Below are 18,725 nucleotides of genomic sequence, written 5' to 3'. Positions count from 1 at the left end.
CTTACAGATACCGAATCAGCTCCGCCCCAATCACTCCCAAAAACAGGCACGGTGCCAGACAAAAAGATGCCTCTTTTCCATCCCGCGCTTCCAGATAGTACGGCTCGACGCTTCCCCCAAGCGCAGACCGGTACAAATAAAACACAAGATATGTAAGCCGCTGCCTGGCAATCCCACGCCAAACCAATAAAACAACTGACCATGCCCCAGCTGCCATCAGCCCGCATAAAAGGATCCGCCCTCCCTGCTGCACCCCCGCAGCACCAAACAGAACCGCTGCCATCTTGATATCTCCCGCACCTATCATGCGAAACAGATACAGCGGAAACAGGACACATAGTAAAATCCCGATACGGACCAGGTATCCGCACATTTCACAGATGCCTGACATAAGCGCCGCCCCAGTTCCCGGCAGCCACCTGCTCCATCCGGCTGTATATCCTATTTTCATCCCCAGACCAGACCGAATTAAAAGAAACAGCAGCCCGCCAGCCAGAATCATACCATTGGAAATACGGCGTTTTTTCAAATCCCAAAGCGCACAGCCGCCGGTAAACAACAGCAGCAGTAAGGTCAATCCATCCCCTCCTTCTCTTTCGCATACATGAAACGGACAGTTCCTGTACAGTATGTCCCGTTTTCAAAACACCTGCCGAAAACAATAGCTGCCAGTCCTGCGCCAGTTTTCACCGCCACCATTTTCCATTCCTTTCCTGTATGCACTTGAACCACTTCTGAAAAATCATCGAACATTTCTCTGAACTTAACTTTTAGAATCTTAATAATAGATCAACGGGAAATCCGGATTCCCGTGACAGATGGAAGAACCCATCCATGAATGTTCCTCCATTATGAACAGTTTTTGTTCAAAAGTCAATCCCAAAACACCCAAAATAAGCGCCAAAAATATTTCAGAAACTTTGTGCATCTGACCCCGTTATTTTAGCTAGACAATTTCGTTATTTGAAAATAATTGCCAAAATATCTCTTTATTTTTTATCTATAAATACCCATTCCAGCATTTTCCTTTTCATTGACTGACGAAACAAAAAATGGTAAAATATTATTAGTTTAAATTTTTAAACCATTCGAGAAGGAGGAAGCGCGATGAAAAAAGGAACAGAACTTAAACAGCATTTTCATACCTGTATGCCTCTTTTTATCGCACTGGGTGATGAAATACGGCTGACGATCATCGAAGCACTGACGGACGAAGCCCTCACGGGACGCACAAAAAACACCCCTATGAACACAAATCAGCCTGATAAAAACGATGACCGTCCAATCAGCCTGCCCACCCAGCCCCGTCCGCACGGCTTAAATGTCCGGGAAATCACCGAACGGACCAGCCTGTCGCGCCCGGCAGTTTCCCACCATTTGAAGATCTTAAAGACAGCCGGGCTGATCGACGTCCACCGGGAGGGAACCTGCAATTATTATTACCTCTCGATCGAAGACAGCACCCGGAAATTGATGCAGCTCGGACATCTGCTGGAATCCATGCTTTCCATGAACGCCTGAACCAGGATGCATATCTTTCCATTTTCTGAATATACTGATCGTTGTACCAATTTATAGGATTCAGAAAGAGAGCATCAAACCATGAAGCACAACCGCACCCACTGCTCCGGGAGCACCAGCACGGACATTTTTTCCGCCCACCCTGACCCGGAGCTGCTGACAGAACTGCGACAGACCATGAGCACGATCAACACCGTTTTCAACCATTTTGAAGAGGTCGTCGATCCGACTCTGATTGACTGCTATATCTACGAACTGAAAGCCGCACACCTCCGGTATCAGTTCCTTTTACGACATATTAAACAACAGGAAAATACCATTTAACCGACACAAGGAGGACCTTTCTCATGACAGCCTGGTACGACAAAGCTATCTTTTACCATATGTATCCTCTGGGAATGACCGGAGCACCGTTTGCCAATCCCTATCCTGTCTCCGATGGGACAGCGGATGGCACCAGGGACGTTTCCTCCGATTCCCGCATGGACGAACTGATGCAGTGGATTCCCTATTTAGAGAGCCTGCATATTTCCGCGATTTACATCGGACCGCTGTTTGAATCATCCACGCACGGCTATGATACCCGCGATTTCCGGCTCATCGACCGGCGGCTGGGAACCAACGTTTCGTTCCGATCTTTCGTGGACTGCTGCCATGAGCATGGCATCCGCGTCGTCGTGGACGGCGTGTTCAACCACACCGGTCGCGAATTTTTCGCCTTCCGCGACCTGCAGGCGCACCGTGACCAGTCCCCTTACGCCGGATGGTACAGGAACGTCAATTTCGGCTGGGGCAGCCCGCTGGGCGATTCCTTCGGCTATGAATCCTGGCACGGCATCTGGGAGCTTCCCTGCTTAAACCACCGAAACCCGGAAGTGCGGAACTATCTGCTTGACACTGTCCGTTTCTGGGTGCAGGAATTTGACATCGACGGTATCCGCCTCGACTGCGCGGGCGATCTTTCCTTTGAATTTATGCAGGAACTGCGCCGGCTGGCAAATGAAATCAAGCCGGAATTCTGGCTGATGGGCGAAGTCATCCACGGCGAATACGCCCGCTGGGTCAATCCGCAGATGCTTCATTCCGTCACCAACTACGAGATGCACAAAAGTATCTATTCCGCGCACAACGACCACAATTATTTCGAACTGGCACACAATGTCCGCCGCCTCGAAGCGGTGGGGCGGGATCTCTACACCTTTGTGGACAACCACGACGAAGACCGGATCGCAAGCAAACTGTTAAATCCGGCACATCTTGCGCCGCTTTACACGCTGCTGTTCACTCTTCCGGGCATTCCGTCCATCTATTATGGAAGTGAATGGGGCATTCAGGGACGCCGCGGACACAACTCTGATACGGAACTCCGTCCGAGAATCCTGCCGCCGAGACCGCTTGCAGAAGAAATGCAGACCAGCGACGGACAAAACACCGGCATCCGCACAGATGGCAACTGCCAGAGCTTTTCGAGCGCCACAGGCCCAAACATACACGCAGGCGCAAACACCTGCTGCCAGACCACTTCAAGCACCACAGGCTCAAACACAGATACCAGCGCAGGCACCGTGACACCGCTTACACTTCTGATCCAGAAACTCGCCGCCATCCACGCCGCCGAACCGGCGCTTCACGGTGGGCGTTATCAGGAACTTCTGCTGACAAACCGGCAGTACGCATTTGCCAGACACGGTGACCACCAGGCGATCCTTACCGCTGCCAACAACGATGACAACGCCGCTTATTTACAAGTTCCACTTCCATTCCACACGACAGCGGAACAAGCTACGGATCTGATTACCGGAAAATCGTTTTTGATCGATAAGAATACAAACAAAATTCAGATAGAATTAGAGGGTAACAGCGCTGTTATTCTCGGAATCACGGAGGGGTAACCTTATGAAAAAAGCAGCTTCCACTACTAAACGAACCACATCGAAAAAACCAAAGACAGAAGGACTCGGCGTGATCGGCGAGCTTGACCGGTATCTCTTCGGAGAAGGCCGCCACTACCAGCTCTACCACAAGCTGGGCGCACACCCTTATACATATCGCGGACAGGACGGCTACTATTTCGCGGTCTGGGCGCCGCACGCAGCCGCCGTCAGCCTGGTCGGCGACTTCAACGCCTGGAATCCGGATGCAACCCCGATGAAGCCGGTCGCAGACAGCGGCATTTACGAGCTCTTCGTACCGGGACTTGGCGTGGGACAGCTCTACAAATTCGCCATCACCACGCACACAGGAACGATTTTATTTAAGGCAGATCCATATGCATTTTCGGCAGAATACCGTCCTGGAACCGCTTCCGTGACCGCCGATATCCGCGGCTTCAAATGGAACGATTCCAAATGGATGGAATCGCGCGCGGGCACCGATCCGGTCAAGGCGCCAATCTCTATCTACGAGGTTCACTTAGGATCCTGGAAAAAGAAAAACCGCCCGGAAAAGGACGGTTATTACACTTACATGGAAGCCGCGCATGAGCTGGCTGACTATGTCCTGGAAATGGGCTACACCCATGTAGAGCTCATGGGAATCGCCGAACATCCGTATGACGGCTCCTGGGGATATCAGGTAACCGGCTATTTTGCCCCGACCTCCCGCTACGGAACCCCGACGGAATTTATGTATTTCGTCAATTACTTACATAAAAAAGGCATCGGTGTCATCCTAGACTGGGTTCCGGCGCATTTTCCGAAGGATGCACATGGACTTGCCGATTTCGACGGACAGGCGCTCTATGAGTATGCCGACCCGCGCAAAGGCGAGCACCCGGACTGGGGTACCAAGGTCTTTGATTATGCCAAAAACGAGGTATCCAATTTTCTGATCGCCAACGCGCTCTACTGGCTCGATGAATACCACATCGACGGTCTGCGCGTGGACGCCGTCGCTTCCATGCTTTACTTAGACTATGGGCGCCAGGACGGACAGTGGGTACCAAATAAATATGGCGACAACAAAAACCTCGAAGCCATCGAGTTTTTCAAACATTTAAACAGCGTGATCCGCGGCCGGAAGGACGGCGCCATCATCATTGCCGAGGAATCCACCGCCTGGCCGAACGTTACCAAGAGCCCGGAGGAGGACGGTCTTGGATTTACCTTCAAATGGAATATGGGCTGGATGCATGACTTCCTCGAATACATGAAGCTCGACCCGTATTTCCGTAAATTTAACCACAACAAAATGACCTTCGGCATCACCTACTGCACCAGCGAAAACTTCATTCTGGTGCTCTCGCACGACGAGGTCGTCCACCTCAAATGCTCGATGATCAACAAAATGCCGGGCGAATACGAGGATAAATTTGCCAACCTGAAAGTCGGCTACACTTTCATGCTCGGACATCCGGGCAAGAAACTTCTCTTCATGGGACAGGATTTCGGTCAGTTCCATGAATGGGATGAAAAAGTCTCCCTCGACTGGTACCTTACGAAAGAGCCGTTCCATGCCGACCTCCAGAATTATGTGAAAGGACTTTTGACGCTCTACCACAAATATCCGGCGCTCTACCGCCTGGACGAGGAGTATGACGGCTTCCAGTGGATCAACGCCAACGACGGAGACCGCAGTATTTTCAGCTTTATCCGCCGCGATGAAACACAGAAAAAGAATCTTCTCTTCATCTGCAACTTCACCCCGGTAGACCGCGACGATTACCGCGTCGGTGTTCCGAAACGCGGCACCTACACGCTGCTGCTTGACCAGGAACACGGCTACTACAAGCGCGGCGATAAGATCAGCCATTACCGCTCCATCAAGAGCGAATGTGACGGACAGCCATACTCCTTCGCGTACCCGCTTCCGGCGTATGGAACTGCGGTGTTCCGGTTCTCATAAAATAATGTTCCTATGAATTCAAAAAAACTGCCGCAGACAGACTGTTTATATGGGGGGATACAGTCTGCCTGCGGCAGGTTTTATTTATACGGGTTCTGATTCGTGACCCAATCAATTTTATCCGCGGATCGCCGCTTCCAGCTGCTTCAGCGCTTTCTCCACCGTCGCCCGCGGGCATGCGATATTGATCCGCTCGAAGCCCTCGCCGTCCGGTCCGAACATCGCGCCGCTGTCCAGCCACAGATGTGCCTTGTCCACGATCAGATGTTCCAGCTCTTTTTCATTCAAATGAAGCGCCTTAAAATCCAGCCACAGAAGGTAGGTTCCCTCCGGCTCGATCAGACGGATTTCCGGCAGATGCTCTTCCAGATACGCCTTCACAAACTTCCGGTTCTCCTCCAGATACGCTTTTAGCTGTGCAAGCCACTCCGCTCCCTCTTCATACGCCGCCTGGCATGCTACCAGTCCCATCAGACCGACCTGGCTGTAGCCTGCCGCCGCGATCTCCTTTAAGAGTTTCTTCCGAAGCTCTGGGTTTGGCACAAAGATATTGGAAATCTGCAGTCCCGCCAGATTGAACGTCTTGGATGGTGCCGTGCAGATCAGGCAGTTCTGCTCAAACTCTGCACCCAGCTTCGCAAATACTGTGTGCGGATGTCCCTCGCGGGTAAAATCACTGTGGATCTCATCGCTGACCACGAGCACACCGTGACGCAGGCAAATCTCGCCAACCCGGCGCAGTTCTTCCTCGCTCCAGACACGTCCGACCGGGTTGTGCGGACTGCAAAGCAGGAACAATTTTACCTTATTTTCGACGATCTTCGTTTCCAGGTCGTCAAAATCCATCGTGTAATAGCCATCCGTGATTTTCAGCGGGCTGTTGACAATCTTACGCCCATTGTCCGTAATTACTTCCGAAAACGGATAGTACACCGGCTGCTGAAGCAGTACGCCGTCACCTTCCTTTGTATACGCCCGGACAGCCGCCGCCAGCGCGAATACAACGCCCGGTGTCTTCACCAGCCACTCCGGTTTCGTCTCCCAGCCAAAGCGCTCCCGGTACCAGTTCTGGACTGCCGCAAAATAGCCCTCTTTTCCATCACTGTAGCCGAAAATACCATGTTTTACTGTCTCTTCCAGCCGCTCTAAAATCGCCGGAGCCGTCTGAAAATCCATATCAGCCACCCAAAGCGGTAAAATATCCGCTGGTTTTCCTCGCTCGATGGCAAAATCATATTTTAAACAGTTGGTACCATGCCGGTCCACCACTTTGTCAAAATCGTATTTCATGCATTTTCCTCCCAATCCATCGTTCCTGTCAATGAACGGTTTTCACTCTGGCATCCTGTCATCCATGCCCATATCCCACTGCCCATGCAAAACCGATACCAGACATATCTATCCTCTTTTGTAACTGTTCAGTCCCTTCACAGTCACGCGCAAAAATCCATTAAAAATTGCCTACGGCAATGGGATTTTTGCCTGCTGGCCCATGTTTTCGTACGGTCAGCGCAGTAAATGCGCAGACCTACTGAACAGTTACCCTCTTTTTACGCTAACGCCTGCTCCAGATCCGCAATCAGATCATCCACATTTTCAATACCGACAGACAGACGTAAAAATGTCTCCGTAATTCCAAGGCGCTCCCGGATCTCAACCGGCACATCGCCGTGTGTCTGCAGCATCGGATAGGTAATCAGAGACTCCACGCCGCCCAGACTCTCCGCATAAGAGATAAGCTTCACACGCTCCAGCACCTTTCTCGCCGTCTCCTCCGTATCTGTACGGAACGAAATCATGCTGCCAGCGCCACGGCTCTGTTTTTGGTTGATCTCATAACCCGGATGTTCCGGAAGTCCTACATAGTAGACATCCGTTACCTTTTTCTGCTCTTTCAGCCAGTCTGCGATCTTCATCGCATTCTCCTGCTGCCGTTCCACACGCACTGACAGAGTCTTGATGCCGCGCAGGACTAAGAAAGAATCAAACGGAGAAAGTCCGCTTCCGATCGTCTTGAACAGATACCGGATCTGCTCTGCCAGCGCCTTGATCGGCGTACATAAAAATCCAGCCAGCGTATCATTGTGACCGCCTAAAAACTTCGTGCCGCTGTGGACAACCAGATCCGCGCCCTGCGCGATCGGATTCTGCAGATACGGGGACAGGAAGGTATTGTCCACGATCAGAAGCAGTCCGTGCTTCGTCGCCAGACGGCTCATTTCCGCCAGATCGGTCACCTGCATCGTCGGGTTGCTCGGTGTCTCGATGTAGAGTGCCTTCGTCTGATCCGTGATCGCCTTCTCAACCGCCTCCACATCGGCTGTATTTATATAGGAAAATGAAAAACCGCGCTTCTTTTCCAGTGCCTCAAAAATACGGACGGAACCGCCATACAGATCCTCGGTACATACAAAATGGCTGCCACTGTCAAACAGCTCCATCATCAGCGAGATCGCCGCCATACCGGATGTGCAGGCAACGGTATCAACCGCTCCTTCCAGCGCCGAAACAGTCTTTTCCAGCTCGTCTCTGGTCGGGTTGCTCTCACGCGTATAATTATGACCGGTTGATTCCCCAATACCCGGGTGGGCAAAAGTCGCCGTCTGGTAAATCGGCACTGAAACAGCGCCAAAAGAATGGTTTTTAGAAGTTTCCGGATCTCCGCAAATACAAGTTGTCTCTATCTGATAAGCCACGATGTCATCCTCCTGTGTCTATTTGCTATATCAGCAAATTCGTTTTTTATATAATTTTCTTATTTCATATTGTTTTAATTGGTTTATCAGTGATTGTAATGCGGAATTCCTACTTTGTCAATAGGAATTCCATGCAGTCCGCCATTTTACCGGGCGTTTTCCTTTCTCAGCGCAAAAACCTATCAAGGTACATTTTTTGTTTTTTCACAGACCGTACCTTCCAAACAATTCAAGTCGAACGTCCGTGAGACTTGGCGCGTGATTCTGGTCAGCGAAGCTGACATATTCTTTACAGAATCACTGCGCATCCTCGCGGAGCGTTTATCTCAGTCGGGGAATGGACTCCCCCTGAGACAAATTTGCTATTACTCACCACCGGAAGAGGTGGGAGTCTTCTCGACTGAGATAAAAAAACGGTCAGAATCAATGACATCTTCCCACATTTCAGAAATATATCATCCATTCTGACCGCTTTAAATGGCTACAGTTCTCGCTCCCCTTACCAGTAGGTTTCACTTTTCATCAACCACACACTAATTTCTACCAATTACCCTCTTAATTTTCCTTTACAGACTTCCTCTAGAAAATACCGGTGCACTGTCACATCCTCATTCAATTCCGGATGAAATGCCGTCGCAAACTGGTTTCCCTGTCTGGCTGCGACTATCTTTTCGTCCACTGTCGCCAGCACCTTAACATTTTTCTGAACCGAAGCGATGTACGGCGCGCGGATAAAAGTCATCGGAATCGTCCCCAGACCGGCAAATTCAGCCTCCGTGTAAAAACTTCCGAGCTGACGCCCGTAGGCATTCCGCACCGCCGACACATCCATCGTCGCAAAGCACGGCGTTCCGCCCTCGATCTCCTTGGCCAGAAGCAGAAGCCCCGCGCACGTTCCATACACCGGAAGCCCTGCCGCAATCTTTGCCCGAAGCGGCTCATAAAGCCCCAGCTCATCCAGGAGCTTACGCATCGCGGTACTCTCGCCGCCCGGCAGAATCAGTCCGTCCATCGGCCGCTCCAGATCCGGAAGCTGCCGGATCTCAAACGCCTCTGCGCCCAGTCTCCGTACCATGGCAATGTGTTCGGCAAACGCGCCCTGCACCGCCAGCACGCCTATCTGTTTTTTCTCCATCTTACTGTCCCCGCTCTGCCATCAAAATCGCAATCTCATTCTCATTGATACCAACCATCGCCTCGCCCAGATCCTCAGAAATCGCAGCAAGTAATTTTGCATCCTTGTAATTCGTTACTGCCTGCACGATCGCCGACGCACGTTTCTCCGGATTGCCTGACTTGAAGATACCAGATCCAACAAAGACTCCCTCTGCGCCCAGCTGCATCATCAGAGCCGCATCCGCCGGGGTGGCCACGCCGCCTGCCGCGAAATTGACAACCGGGAGACGTCCATTGTCATGTACATAGCGGAGCAGATGAACCGGAACTTTTAACTGTTTTGCTGCCTCGTAAAGCTCATCCTCACGCAGGTTCTGAACCCGGCGGATCTCCGAATTCATCGCACGCATATGGCGGACTGCCTGTACGACATCGCCCGTTCCCGGCTCGCCCTTGGTACGGATCATCGAAGCACCTTCCTCGATCCGGCGCAGCGCCTCTCCCAGGTCTCTCGCACCGCAGACAAACGGAACCTTGAACTGTGTCTTGTCAATATGGTACACATCATCCGCCGGAGATAATACCTCGCTCTCATCGATATAATCAATCTCGATCGCTTCCAGAATCTGCGCCTCCACAAAATGACCGATCCGGCACTTCGCCATAACCGGAATCGAAACTGCCTCCTGAATGCCGCGAATCATCTTCGGGTCACTCATACGGGACACACCGCCCGCTGCCCGGATATCCGCCGGAATCCGCTCCAGCGCCATAACCGCACACGCGCCTGCCGCCTCCGCGATCTTCGCCTGCTCCGGGGTTGTGACATCCATGATAACGCCGCCCTTTAACATCTGTGCCAGCTGTTTATTCAGTTCATAACGATTCTCTGCCATTTTTATTCCTCCCGTGGTTGAATATGATTTTTCTTTGTAAGCCAAGCGTCCTTACGATCCTTGCAATCAATACCCGAATCCACTGAATCATTCACAGGCAAGCGCCTCTTCTGCCTTTCTATTCTGCCTTGCGAAAAACAATTCACTGACATTCTGTATTTTTACATTCATTTCCGCATCAACTTAGTAGGAATTATAGCAAAAACTGTACTGATTAAAATATACACTTTTAAATATTTTAACCAGTACAGTTTGTTCTTTTCTCAAATCTTATTCTATTTTTCTTTTATCTGCACAAACCGGAGCGCCCCGGCATTCCACCAACGCCACTCCACTTACCCATTTTTCAGCTTTCCGTTTGTGTCTACGCCTCTTCCGCCTCCAGCAGCGCCTGGTACACATCCCGCTTCGAAACCCCGCGGTCCTTCGCCACCAGCTTCATCGCTTCCTTGCGGCTGTTTCCCTGTGATTCATAATGTTCCATATGCTCTTCCAGGGACATCTGCTGCCAGCGCGCCTGATCCTCCGCCTCGATCTCCTGGACGGATTTGCCCTCGATGACGATCACGCACTCGCCCTTCGGCTCATTTTCCGTATAATACGCCACCGCCTGCGAAAGCGTCGTCCGAAACGCCGTCTCGTATTTCTTCGTCAGCTCCCGGCAGATAGACGCCTTTCTATCCCCCAGCGCCTCGTAAAGCTCCGTGAGCGTCCGCAGAAGGTGGTGCGGCGCCTCGTAAAGCACAATCGTGCGCGTCTCATTCTGAAGCTCTGCAAGCACCCGCTGGTGCTCCTTCTTGTCCGTCGGAAGAAATGCCTCAAAACAGAACCGTCTCGTCGGAAGTCCCGAAATAATCAGCGCCGTAACACACGCCACCGCTCCTGGAAGCGCGGTTACTTTAATTCCCGCCTCGCAGCACTGGCGCACCAGCTCCTCGCCCGGATCCGAAATACCCGGCGTCCCGGCGTCCGTGATGCAGGCAATATTCATGCCCGATTTCAGCTTCTCCACCAGCACACGCGCCTTCTCGACCTTATTGTACTCATGGTAGCTCGTCATCGGTGTATGAATATCAAAATGATTCAGAAGCTTAATACTGTGCCGCGTGTCCTCCGCCGCAATCAGATCCACCTGCTTTAACGTCTCCAGCACCCGGAATGTAATGTCATCCAGGTTGCCGATCGGCGTGGCACACAAATATAATGTTCCTTCCATCGTTCTCCTATTCCATTAATACCCGTAAATATCATAAATCTCATCCGTATACACGCCCGGCTCTTTGTACACAATGATCGGCTTTTCCACTGTCATCAGCGCGCCGCCGCCGCGCACCGCCTCGATGAGAACCATATTTGCCTCTTTATCTGCAAACGGATGGACAAATTTCATCCGCTTCGGCTCCAATTTCTGACTTTTCATCGCCATCAGAATCTCAATGAGCCGTCTCGGACGGTGCACCATATAGAGTCGTCCGCCGGGACGAAGTGCCGAAGCCGCCGCGCGCACGACATCCTCCAGATTGCAGAGAACCTCATGGCGGGCAATCGCCTTGGGAAGATCGGGATTTTTCAGCCCGTGGCTGTCGTTCATGTACGGCGGGTTCGTCGTTACCACATCAAAGGATGCCTTCTCAAACAGCGTCGGAACCTCCTTGATATCACCCTGCACGATCGAAACCTTCTCTTCCAGCCTGTTGAGCGCCACACTCCGGGATGCTATCTCCGCCATCTCCGCCTGGATCTCCAGACCTGTAAAATGGCTTCCTTCCGTCTTTGCCTCCAGAAGAATCGGGATAATACCAGTTCCCGTTCCCAGATCAAGCGCTTTCTCGCCCGGCTTCACCGATGCAAACCCGGACAAAAGCACCGCGTCCATGCCAAAACAGAACCCGTTCGTCTTCTGGATGATCCGGTATCCGTTCCGCTGCAGTTCATCGATCCGCTCGCCCTCTTTAATTATCATCCAGCTTCGACTTTCCTTCCTTTTTCTCCAGTGCCTCCAGCGCTTTCAGCTCCGCATCGTTGACATTTCCCCTGTCACGGCGGCGCTTCGGCTTAAACTTGAGCTGATCCACACGGTAATCACGGATCTCCTTCTCATCCCGTCCTACCGTCACAACCACCTTTACCTGCTGGCGCAGGACGCTGACGCTGTGAACCTCGCCTTTCAGCCCGTCATCCGTTGTGACGTAATCGCCGACACTCGGCAGATGGCTGTTCAGATCCTCATACGTCTCTTCCTCGTATTTCAGGCAGCACATCAGACGACCGCACACACCCGAAATCTTCGTCGGATTTAAGGACAGGTTCTGCTCTTTTGCCATCTTAATTGAAACCGGAATAAACTCCGATAAATATGAATGACAACAGAGCGGACGACCACAGATACCGACGCCACCCAAAATCTTCGTCTCATCCCGGACGCCAATCTGGCGCAGCTCGATCCGCGTCTTAAAGACCGCCGCCAGATCCTTGACAAGCTCACGGAAATCGATTCTTCCATCCGCCGTAAAATAAAACAGCAGCTTATTGTTATCAAAGGTGTATTCTGCATCGATCAGCTTCATCTGCAATTCATGCTTGCGGATCTTTTCCTGACAGATCTGGAATGCCTCATGCTCTTTTTCTTTATTCTTCCGTTCCAGCTCCTCGTCATTCTTCGTCGCCATACGAATGACCGATTTCAGCGGCTGGATCACCTTCTTCTCATCCACCTCGCGGACGCCAAGAACCACCTCTCCGAACTCGATTCCGCGGGCGGTCTCCACGATCACATGGTCGCCCATCTTGATTTCCATCTGCGCCGGATCGAAGTAATATACCTTTCCGGCCTTGCGGAACCGGACTCCGATTACCTTTATCATAAATTTAATTCTCCTTCATCGTCAAAAGCATCAGCTCCAGCGCCAAATCGGTGTTGACGTTAGCATTCAGCCGGACTTTTGCCTTTTCAATCGCACTCAATATCTCTTCCAGCCCCTCATAGGAACTCTTCTGGCAGCAACTGCTGACCGCCGAATACTCATCCTTAAAGATCAGCGAATTCATGTCCTTTGTGACCTTAAACATCAGAATATCCCTGTACCAGAGCTGCATGAAATCCAGGCACTCATACAGATCCAGATTGTCCTCCTGCAGCTTGCGGATATAATCCAGAAGCATCGGAATATCCATGTCCTTGATATTTTTAAGCAGCGTCAGCACCTCTCGGTACAAAAGTGCAAACTCCTCCGAAGAGGCGAGATGAATCGCTTTTCCTAAATTTCCTCTCGCAAACGCCGCATAAATATCCGCCTGGCCATCCGAAACGCCCATTTTCTCCGTCAGGTAATCGCTTACCACCGAATCCTTGAGCGGACGAAGTTTCAACTGGATACAGCGGGACAGGATCGTCGGCAGAAATACCTCCGGGTTCGTCGTGATAAGCACCAGCACCGCATAGGCCGGCGGCTCCTCAATCGTCTTTAAAAGAGCGTTCTGCGCCTGCACCGTCATTTTCTCCGCCTCATCGACCAGATATATCTTATATGGACTGCTATACGGACGGATCGAAACCGTATCATTGATCTGAATCCGGACATCATCGACACCAATGCTCGCAGGTTTCTCATGTGTCACCCAGATCACATCCGGATGATTGCCCGACAAAAACTGCTTACAGGAATGGCATTCCATGCATGGCTCCGTCCCATGTTTCTCGCACAAAAGCGTCATGGCAAATGCCTTCGCGATCGTCTTGCGTCCCATTCCTTCCTCGCCCGACAATATGTAGGCATGTGAAACTCTCTGATACCCGATCGCCTTCTGAAGGTGCTCTTTTATCTTCTCATGTCCAATAATATCGTGAAAACCTGCCATCTTGATGCTCCTTTCAGGGCTGGACTCTGGATTTTAATTCTAAAATCGTTTCAATCGTATGGATCGGTTGGGATCCCTTCTATCATGCCCTTCTTTTATTATTTGTAAATCTCTATCATCTTAGTATAACACAAGATTTAACCTCTGCCTAGTACGATGAAATTCCGAATTTGTTACTGTTCACGCATACGTGCCCAGTAACGGAATTTGCCGTGGCTTCGCATTTAAATACGGCAAATTCCTGCTGCCTCCACGTTTTCTTACGGCACTTTCGGTTCCAAAAGTGCCAATCCCTGAGCCCGAATTTCCCTTACCAACGTATCCACACACGCTTCCAGCTCGCGGTTTTCAAACCGGTTTTCCGCCCGGATCCCACATTTTTCCATATTTTCGGCACTGAAATCTGCCTCATCCGCCAGGAAACGGCGGCACAGCTCCGCATACTTTGGCTCTGTCTGCTGCCGTTCCCGGTCAAGCGCACGCTGAAGGCGTTCACCGTCCTCCACCTCAATGTAAAGCGGCACCAGCACATCCGCACCGAAATAATTCCGCGTCCCCTCATACGATTCCAGCGTCCCGATCATGAAATAATCATGCGATCCCAGATCGATCTGCCCATCGTCCACCGTTGCATAACTCCACGGTCCATAAACAGTCTGGTAGGTTCTCTTTTCAATGATCTTTCCCTGTTTCTCCAAATCCGCAAGCCTTTTTCCGGTCACAAAATAATACTCCACACCGTCCCGCTCGCCTGCCCGGATCGGTCTGGTCGTATACGGCACCACCGTCCGGATCTGCGGCAGCCGCTCTCTCAATATCTTATAGATCGTGTCCTTCCCGGACGCGCTCTTTCCCATCACGTAAAATATATGTCCCATCTTCCTATTATGCCTTTCCAGCCAGTATTTTCACACGCATTCCATCGTATATATAAATCCGATTTTTCTCTGTTTCTTATGGCAAATGTGCGAACCTGCTAAATAACAACCTCTATCCACAAATCCAATTTGTCTGATTTTTCACAAATTCCTTCCACCGTAAGTCCCAGCTTCCAATCCTCACGGATCCGCGCGATCTCCCTTGTTCCAATCCGCTCTCCCGGCATCAGCATCGGCACCCCCGGCGGATAAATGGTAACGCAGGTCCGCGCCGTCCTTCCTTCCGCCTCCTCAAGCGGCACCAGCATGCCATCCCCATGCCATGCCTGCCAGGGGAGACACATCTGCTGTGGATAGTTTTCTGAATCATTTTCTTGGTTCGGTTTCTGATTCAATTGTGCTCCCGAAAACGGTTCCTGCCTGCCTTGTTTTGCATCTTTCAGCCCAACACTTTCCGCCTCCAGCTTTTCCACCCGCGCATCCAGCTCCAAAAGTGCCCGCTCCAGACGCGAAAATCCTTCCTCCGTATCCATAAACGAAGTCATCAGAAGCACATACCGCCCGCTCGACATCTCCGCCTCCAGATGGTACTCTGTCCGCAAAACCTCTGCCAGTCTAGTTCCCGTCATAAAATCTGGAAATAGCACCAGTTTTGACGGATCATATCCATACACACCTGCCGCACCACAGATTTCCTCTTTCAGAAGCCGGAAATGTTTTAGCTTCGCCAATTTTTCCCGGAGTTCCCGCAATCGCGCGCCATACCGCGCCATCTCCCCGGCTCCTTTTTCTGCCATATACCGGACGCAGTTCTCCATCGACGCAATCAGAATATACGACGGGCTGGAACTCTGGTAAACCGATAAATACTGTTCCACCTTCTTCGCATCCAGAATCTGGCTTTTCAGATGCAGAATCGCCGTCTGTGTCAAAGATGGAAGCGTCTTGTGAAGACTCTGGATCACCAGGTCCGCCCCCTCCTGTAACGCCCCATCCGGGAAATAGTTCCCATCCCCAAACGGCAGATGCGCGCCGTGCGCCTCATCCACAATCAGCGCCGCTCCATGCCGGTGCGCCGTCGCTGCAATCCCCTGGATATCCGACACGATCCCCTCATAGGTCGGGGAAGTCACAAACACAGCCCGGATCTCCGGATGCTCCAAAAGTGCTCGTTCCACCTGCTCTGGCTCGATCCCTCCCGGAATCTGAAACTCCGGCACCTCCTCCGGATATAAATATACCGGTTCCAGCTGGTTTAAAACCACCGCGTGATACGCCGATTTGTGGGAATTTCGAGCCATGAGGATTTTTTCCCCCGGCTTCACCGCCGCCGCGATCGCCGCCAGAATCCCGCACGTACTGCCATTCACCAGATACCAGCCCCGGTCTGCTCCGTACACCGCAGCCGCCGAATTCATCGACTCTTTCAAAATATCTTCCGCATGATGCAGGTTGTCAAATCCATCAATCTCCGTGATATCCACCGAAAATGGATTCGGGACGGAAGTTATCCCCATTTTCACCTGGCGTTTGTGGCCCGGCATGTGGAACGGGTAGGCATCCGACGCCGCATAGGTGGATAAACGTTCTAAAAGCGGCACTTCCGGACGTAGGATGATTGTTTCCGACCGCATTTTCCTGTCTTTATTCACTTTTTCTTCTTCCTTCTGTTTCTCTCTTTTTTCGTTCATGTCTTATTTCTATCCGCTGCACCGCATCCCAAAAGCATTTCATTTCCCTGAAAACAACTTTTTAAAATTTTATTTTAATCTTTTATAAAAAACTACCGCAGTATCTGATCGCCATCCTTGACACAAAGATTTTTCTTCACACCTAATGTTACCATCCATCCACGGACAATCGGCGTCTTATACGAACCAGCGCCCGCGACGCCATCCTGCACATTATCCCAGAGCCAGTCCGGCGTCGGCCATAAGCAGACCTCCGGTGAAATCTCCTGGTAGAGCTCCTCTTCCACACCTCTCTGCCCATGGTGCGCCATCTGTAGCACATCCGATTTCAGTTCCTCCTGCGTATGATTGGCAAGAAAATCCTTCCCTGCCTGCCAGCCCATATCACCCAAAAACAGGATCCGTTTTCCGCCCATCTCCACGCGGTACGCGACCGAGCTGTTATTAAAACTATTTTCCGTGCAGGCAAATGGCTCGTTCATCACTGTGATCTCCGCGCCCGCCACTGAAATCTTCTGCCCTTTCGTAAGCGTCCCGCATTTTTCTGCTTCCGGCAGTTTCGCAATCGCTTCCGTGATCCGATCATAACACTCCAAATCTGAATCCCGTCTTGAAACCTGCTCCTGACCTAAAAGTTCTTTATCCAGAAATGAATAATACACCTTACCGATCGAGATCGGCATCGGATCCATGTTTAAAATCTCCGTGATCGCCCCCACATGATCGCTGTGCGGATGGGTTAAAAGCCATGCATCCACATGACCGCCCAACTCCTGAATAACCTCAATCAAATGCGGTGCATCGACATCACGACCGCCATCTACCACGATCACCGCGCCTTCCTTCGTCTTCATGACGCAGGAGAGGTTCTGCCAGATATCCGCACACGCTAAAAGCCGAAGCTCTCCCCCGTCCAGATACGGCTCCTCCACGCCCGGCTCCGCCGCCTCCGCCGCAGCTAACGCTTCCATTTCTGCCGCCGACTGCTGTTCCCCCAGGTTATCTAAATCAATCGGCTGATCTGGATTTTCTCCATTTTCATCTCGGACAGCCTCCCGCTCTGTACTGTCCACGATTGCTACCGTTCCGGCTGTCTCCGGATAGTTCGTGAACCGGTGGCTGCATCCGCTCAAGTTCAAAAGGAACGTCATGCCAAGCGCCGCCGCTGCATATAAATATTTCCGGCGTTTCTGTTTCATCTTGTTTGGCTCCATTTTTCTTCTCCATTTTAAAATTTCTGCATTTGCCTATTTCTATTCTTACTTCCATTTTGGTTTTCTATTTGCTTCTGTTTTCAATCAATTATAACAGCTGCCATATCCGAAAACAAGAAATTATATATTCAAGAAAGACTCCTGTCTGAATGGCTTTTTTACTTTACATGAATGTTAAACGAAGTTTCCTATTTCTGCTTCGCGCGAGTGCGCATCATTGGCACGTTAGTGCCTTTTTGTGTAATAGGAAATTCCTTGGAATTCCCTATTACACCAAAAAACCGCCACACTGTCTCCAGTGTGACGGCTTCTCATCTTCATGAGGCATCGGGGATTCGAACCCCGGACAACTTGATTAAAAGTCAAGTGCTCTACCGACTGAGCTAATCCCCCATATGCCCAGAACCGGAATCGAACCAGTGACACGAGGATTTCAGTCCTCTGCTCTACCAACTGAGCTATCTGGGCGTAATGGTTATTGGTTTTATGCGGATTAAAAGTTTGCTTGTCGCTTTTTTTAGTCCGAAGTGCTCAGCTCAAGACCTGCGGTCTTTCGCTTACGGCATTCGCCGTATACATCTAAAAATATATCTGTTAAAAAACATGCAAGCATGTTTTTAACTTCTATATTTTTATCTGTGCACTTCTCATTGCATAAAAAAATTGCGGGGGCAGGATTTGAACCTGCGACCTTCGGGTTATGAGCCCGACGAGCTTCCAGACTGCTCCACCCCGCGCTAATTCTTACTCTATTATTATATACAATTTCTGGAAAAATACAACCATTATTGTAAAAATAATAATGGATGGAGGTGGATTCGAACCACCGAAGCGAGACGCAACAGATTTACAGTCTGCCCCCTTTGGCCACTCGGGAACCCATCCATTTTAAAAAGCCGATGATCGGACTCGAACCGATAACCTGCTGATTACAAATCAGCTGCTCTGCCAATTGAGCCACATCGGCATAAAACATTGGTAACAATGGGGCCTACAGGGCTCGAACCTGTGA

General features: G+C 50.9%; 16 protein-coding genes and 5 tRNA genes. 4 read left to right on the top strand and 17 right to left on the bottom strand.

From position 1 onward, the window contains the following. Window position 1 precedes the first annotated feature (1 nt). On the bottom strand, window positions 2–577 hold the full coding sequence (locus tag DXB70_RS09830; protein ID WP_181357262.1) for a prepilin peptidase: 576 nt from the start codon (window positions 575–577) through the stop codon (window positions 2–4). 530 nt (window positions 578–1,107) lie between these two features. On the opposite strand from DXB70_RS09830, the gene DXB70_RS09825 reads away from it, so the two are divergent. From DXB70_RS09825 to glgB, 4 genes are all read left to right on the top strand, one after another. Further along, the gene (locus DXB70_RS09825) at window positions 1,108–1,521 is read left to right on the top strand and encodes a metalloregulator ArsR/SmtB family transcription factor (protein WP_243099944.1); all 414 of its coding nucleotides are present in this window, start codon (window positions 1,108–1,110) and stop codon (window positions 1,519–1,521) included. A gap of 81 nt (window positions 1,522–1,602) precedes the next feature. Beyond that, complete coding sequence (locus DXB70_RS09820; RefSeq protein ID WP_107001765.1) at window positions 1,603–1,845, top strand: YaaL family protein; 243 nt, start codon at window positions 1,603–1,605, stop codon at window positions 1,843–1,845. Window positions 1,846–1,868: 23 nt separating this feature from the next. Continuing rightward, complete coding sequence (locus DXB70_RS09815; RefSeq protein WP_233430286.1) at window positions 1,869–3,413, top strand: alpha-amylase family glycosyl hydrolase; 1,545 nt, start codon at window positions 1,869–1,871, stop codon at window positions 3,411–3,413. 4 nt (window positions 3,414–3,417) lie between these two features. After that, window positions 3,418–5,364, top strand: a complete 1,947-nt coding sequence (gene glgB / locus DXB70_RS09810; protein WP_117796594.1) for a 1,4-alpha-glucan branching protein GlgB — start codon at window positions 3,418–3,420, stop codon at window positions 5,362–5,364. 117 nt (window positions 5,365–5,481) lie between these two features. Here the strand turns inward: glgB and DXB70_RS09805 are convergent, their stop codons facing one another. From DXB70_RS09805 to DXB70_RS09730, 16 genes are all read right to left on the bottom strand, one after another. After that, window positions 5,482–6,654 carry a MalY/PatB family protein gene (locus DXB70_RS09805; RefSeq protein ID WP_118522887.1) on the bottom strand — a complete coding sequence of 391 codons (1,173 nt, stop codon included), beginning with the start codon at window positions 6,652–6,654 and terminating at the stop codon, window positions 5,482–5,484. Between the two features lie 260 nt (window positions 6,655–6,914). Continuing rightward, complete coding sequence (locus DXB70_RS09800) at window positions 6,915–8,060, bottom strand: PLP-dependent aspartate aminotransferase family protein (protein WP_207663864.1); 1,146 nt, start codon at window positions 8,058–8,060, stop codon at window positions 6,915–6,917. 547 nt (window positions 8,061–8,607) lie between these two features. After that, window positions 8,608–9,195 (bottom strand): pyridoxal 5'-phosphate synthase glutaminase subunit PdxT, encoded by a 588-nt coding sequence (gene pdxT, locus DXB70_RS09795; protein ID WP_118673215.1) that lies wholly within the window; start codon window positions 9,193–9,195, stop codon window positions 8,608–8,610. A gap of 1 nt (window position 9,196) precedes the next feature. Next, window positions 9,197–10,072, bottom strand: a complete 876-nt coding sequence (gene pdxS, locus DXB70_RS09790; RefSeq protein ID WP_107001769.1) for a pyridoxal 5'-phosphate synthase lyase subunit PdxS — start codon at window positions 10,070–10,072, stop codon at window positions 9,197–9,199. A 364-nt stretch (window positions 10,073–10,436) separates the two neighbouring features. Then, window positions 10,437–11,288, bottom strand: a complete 852-nt coding sequence (gene rsmI, locus DXB70_RS09785) for a 16S rRNA (cytidine(1402)-2'-O)-methyltransferase (protein ID WP_107001770.1) — start codon at window positions 11,286–11,288, stop codon at window positions 10,437–10,439. Window positions 11,289–11,303: 15 nt separating this feature from the next. Next, window positions 11,304–12,035 (bottom strand): tRNA1(Val) (adenine(37)-N6)-methyltransferase, encoded by a 732-nt coding sequence (locus DXB70_RS09780; protein ID WP_118673214.1) that lies wholly within the window; start codon window positions 12,033–12,035, stop codon window positions 11,304–11,306. Next, complete coding sequence (locus tag DXB70_RS09775) at window positions 12,025–12,936, bottom strand: stage 0 sporulation family protein (RefSeq protein WP_022360400.1); 912 nt, start codon at window positions 12,934–12,936, stop codon at window positions 12,025–12,027. Before DXB70_RS09775 ends, DXB70_RS09780 begins: the two co-directional genes overlap by 11 nt. A 4-nt stretch (window positions 12,937–12,940) precedes the next feature. Beyond that, window positions 12,941–13,930 carry a DNA polymerase III subunit delta' gene (holB, locus tag DXB70_RS09770; RefSeq protein WP_022360399.1) on the bottom strand — a complete coding sequence of 330 codons (990 nt, stop codon included), beginning with the start codon at window positions 13,928–13,930 and terminating at the stop codon, window positions 12,941–12,943. 260 nt (window positions 13,931–14,190) lie between these two features. After that, window positions 14,191–14,808, bottom strand: a complete 618-nt coding sequence (locus DXB70_RS09765) for a guanylate kinase (protein ID WP_117796591.1) — start codon at window positions 14,806–14,808, stop codon at window positions 14,191–14,193. 98 nt (window positions 14,809–14,906) lie between these two features. Next, on the bottom strand, window positions 14,907–16,499 hold the full coding sequence (locus DXB70_RS09760) for an aminotransferase class I/II-fold pyridoxal phosphate-dependent enzyme (protein ID WP_243099943.1): 1,593 nt from the start codon (window positions 16,497–16,499) through the stop codon (window positions 14,907–14,909). Window positions 16,500–16,591: 92 nt separating this feature from the next. Next, complete coding sequence (locus tag DXB70_RS09755) at window positions 16,592–17,713, bottom strand: MBL fold metallo-hydrolase (RefSeq protein ID WP_118673213.1); 1,122 nt, start codon at window positions 17,711–17,713, stop codon at window positions 16,592–16,594. Between the two features lie 320 nt (window positions 17,714–18,033). Continuing rightward, a tRNA-Lys gene (locus tag DXB70_RS09750) sits at window positions 18,034–18,106 on the bottom strand. A gap of 3 nt (window positions 18,107–18,109) precedes the next feature. Further along, a tRNA-OTHER gene (locus tag DXB70_RS09745) sits at window positions 18,110–18,181 on the bottom strand. A 195-nt stretch (window positions 18,182–18,376) separates the two neighbouring features. Continuing rightward, a tRNA-Met gene (locus DXB70_RS09740) sits at window positions 18,377–18,450 on the bottom strand. Between the two features lie 66 nt (window positions 18,451–18,516). Next, window positions 18,517–18,598: transfer RNA gene (locus DXB70_RS09735), tRNA-Tyr, on the bottom strand. 9 nt (window positions 18,599–18,607) lie between these two features. Then, window positions 18,608–18,680: transfer RNA gene (locus tag DXB70_RS09730), tRNA-Thr, on the bottom strand. Between the last annotated feature and the right edge of the window lie 45 nt (window positions 18,681–18,725).

The organism is Clostridium sp. OM05-5BH (genome assembly GCF_003481505.1).
Taxonomy (GTDB): Bacteria; Bacillota; Clostridia; order Lachnospirales; family Lachnospiraceae; genus Otoolea; species Otoolea fessa.
This window is presented reverse-complemented; position numbering and strand designations above follow the sequence as displayed.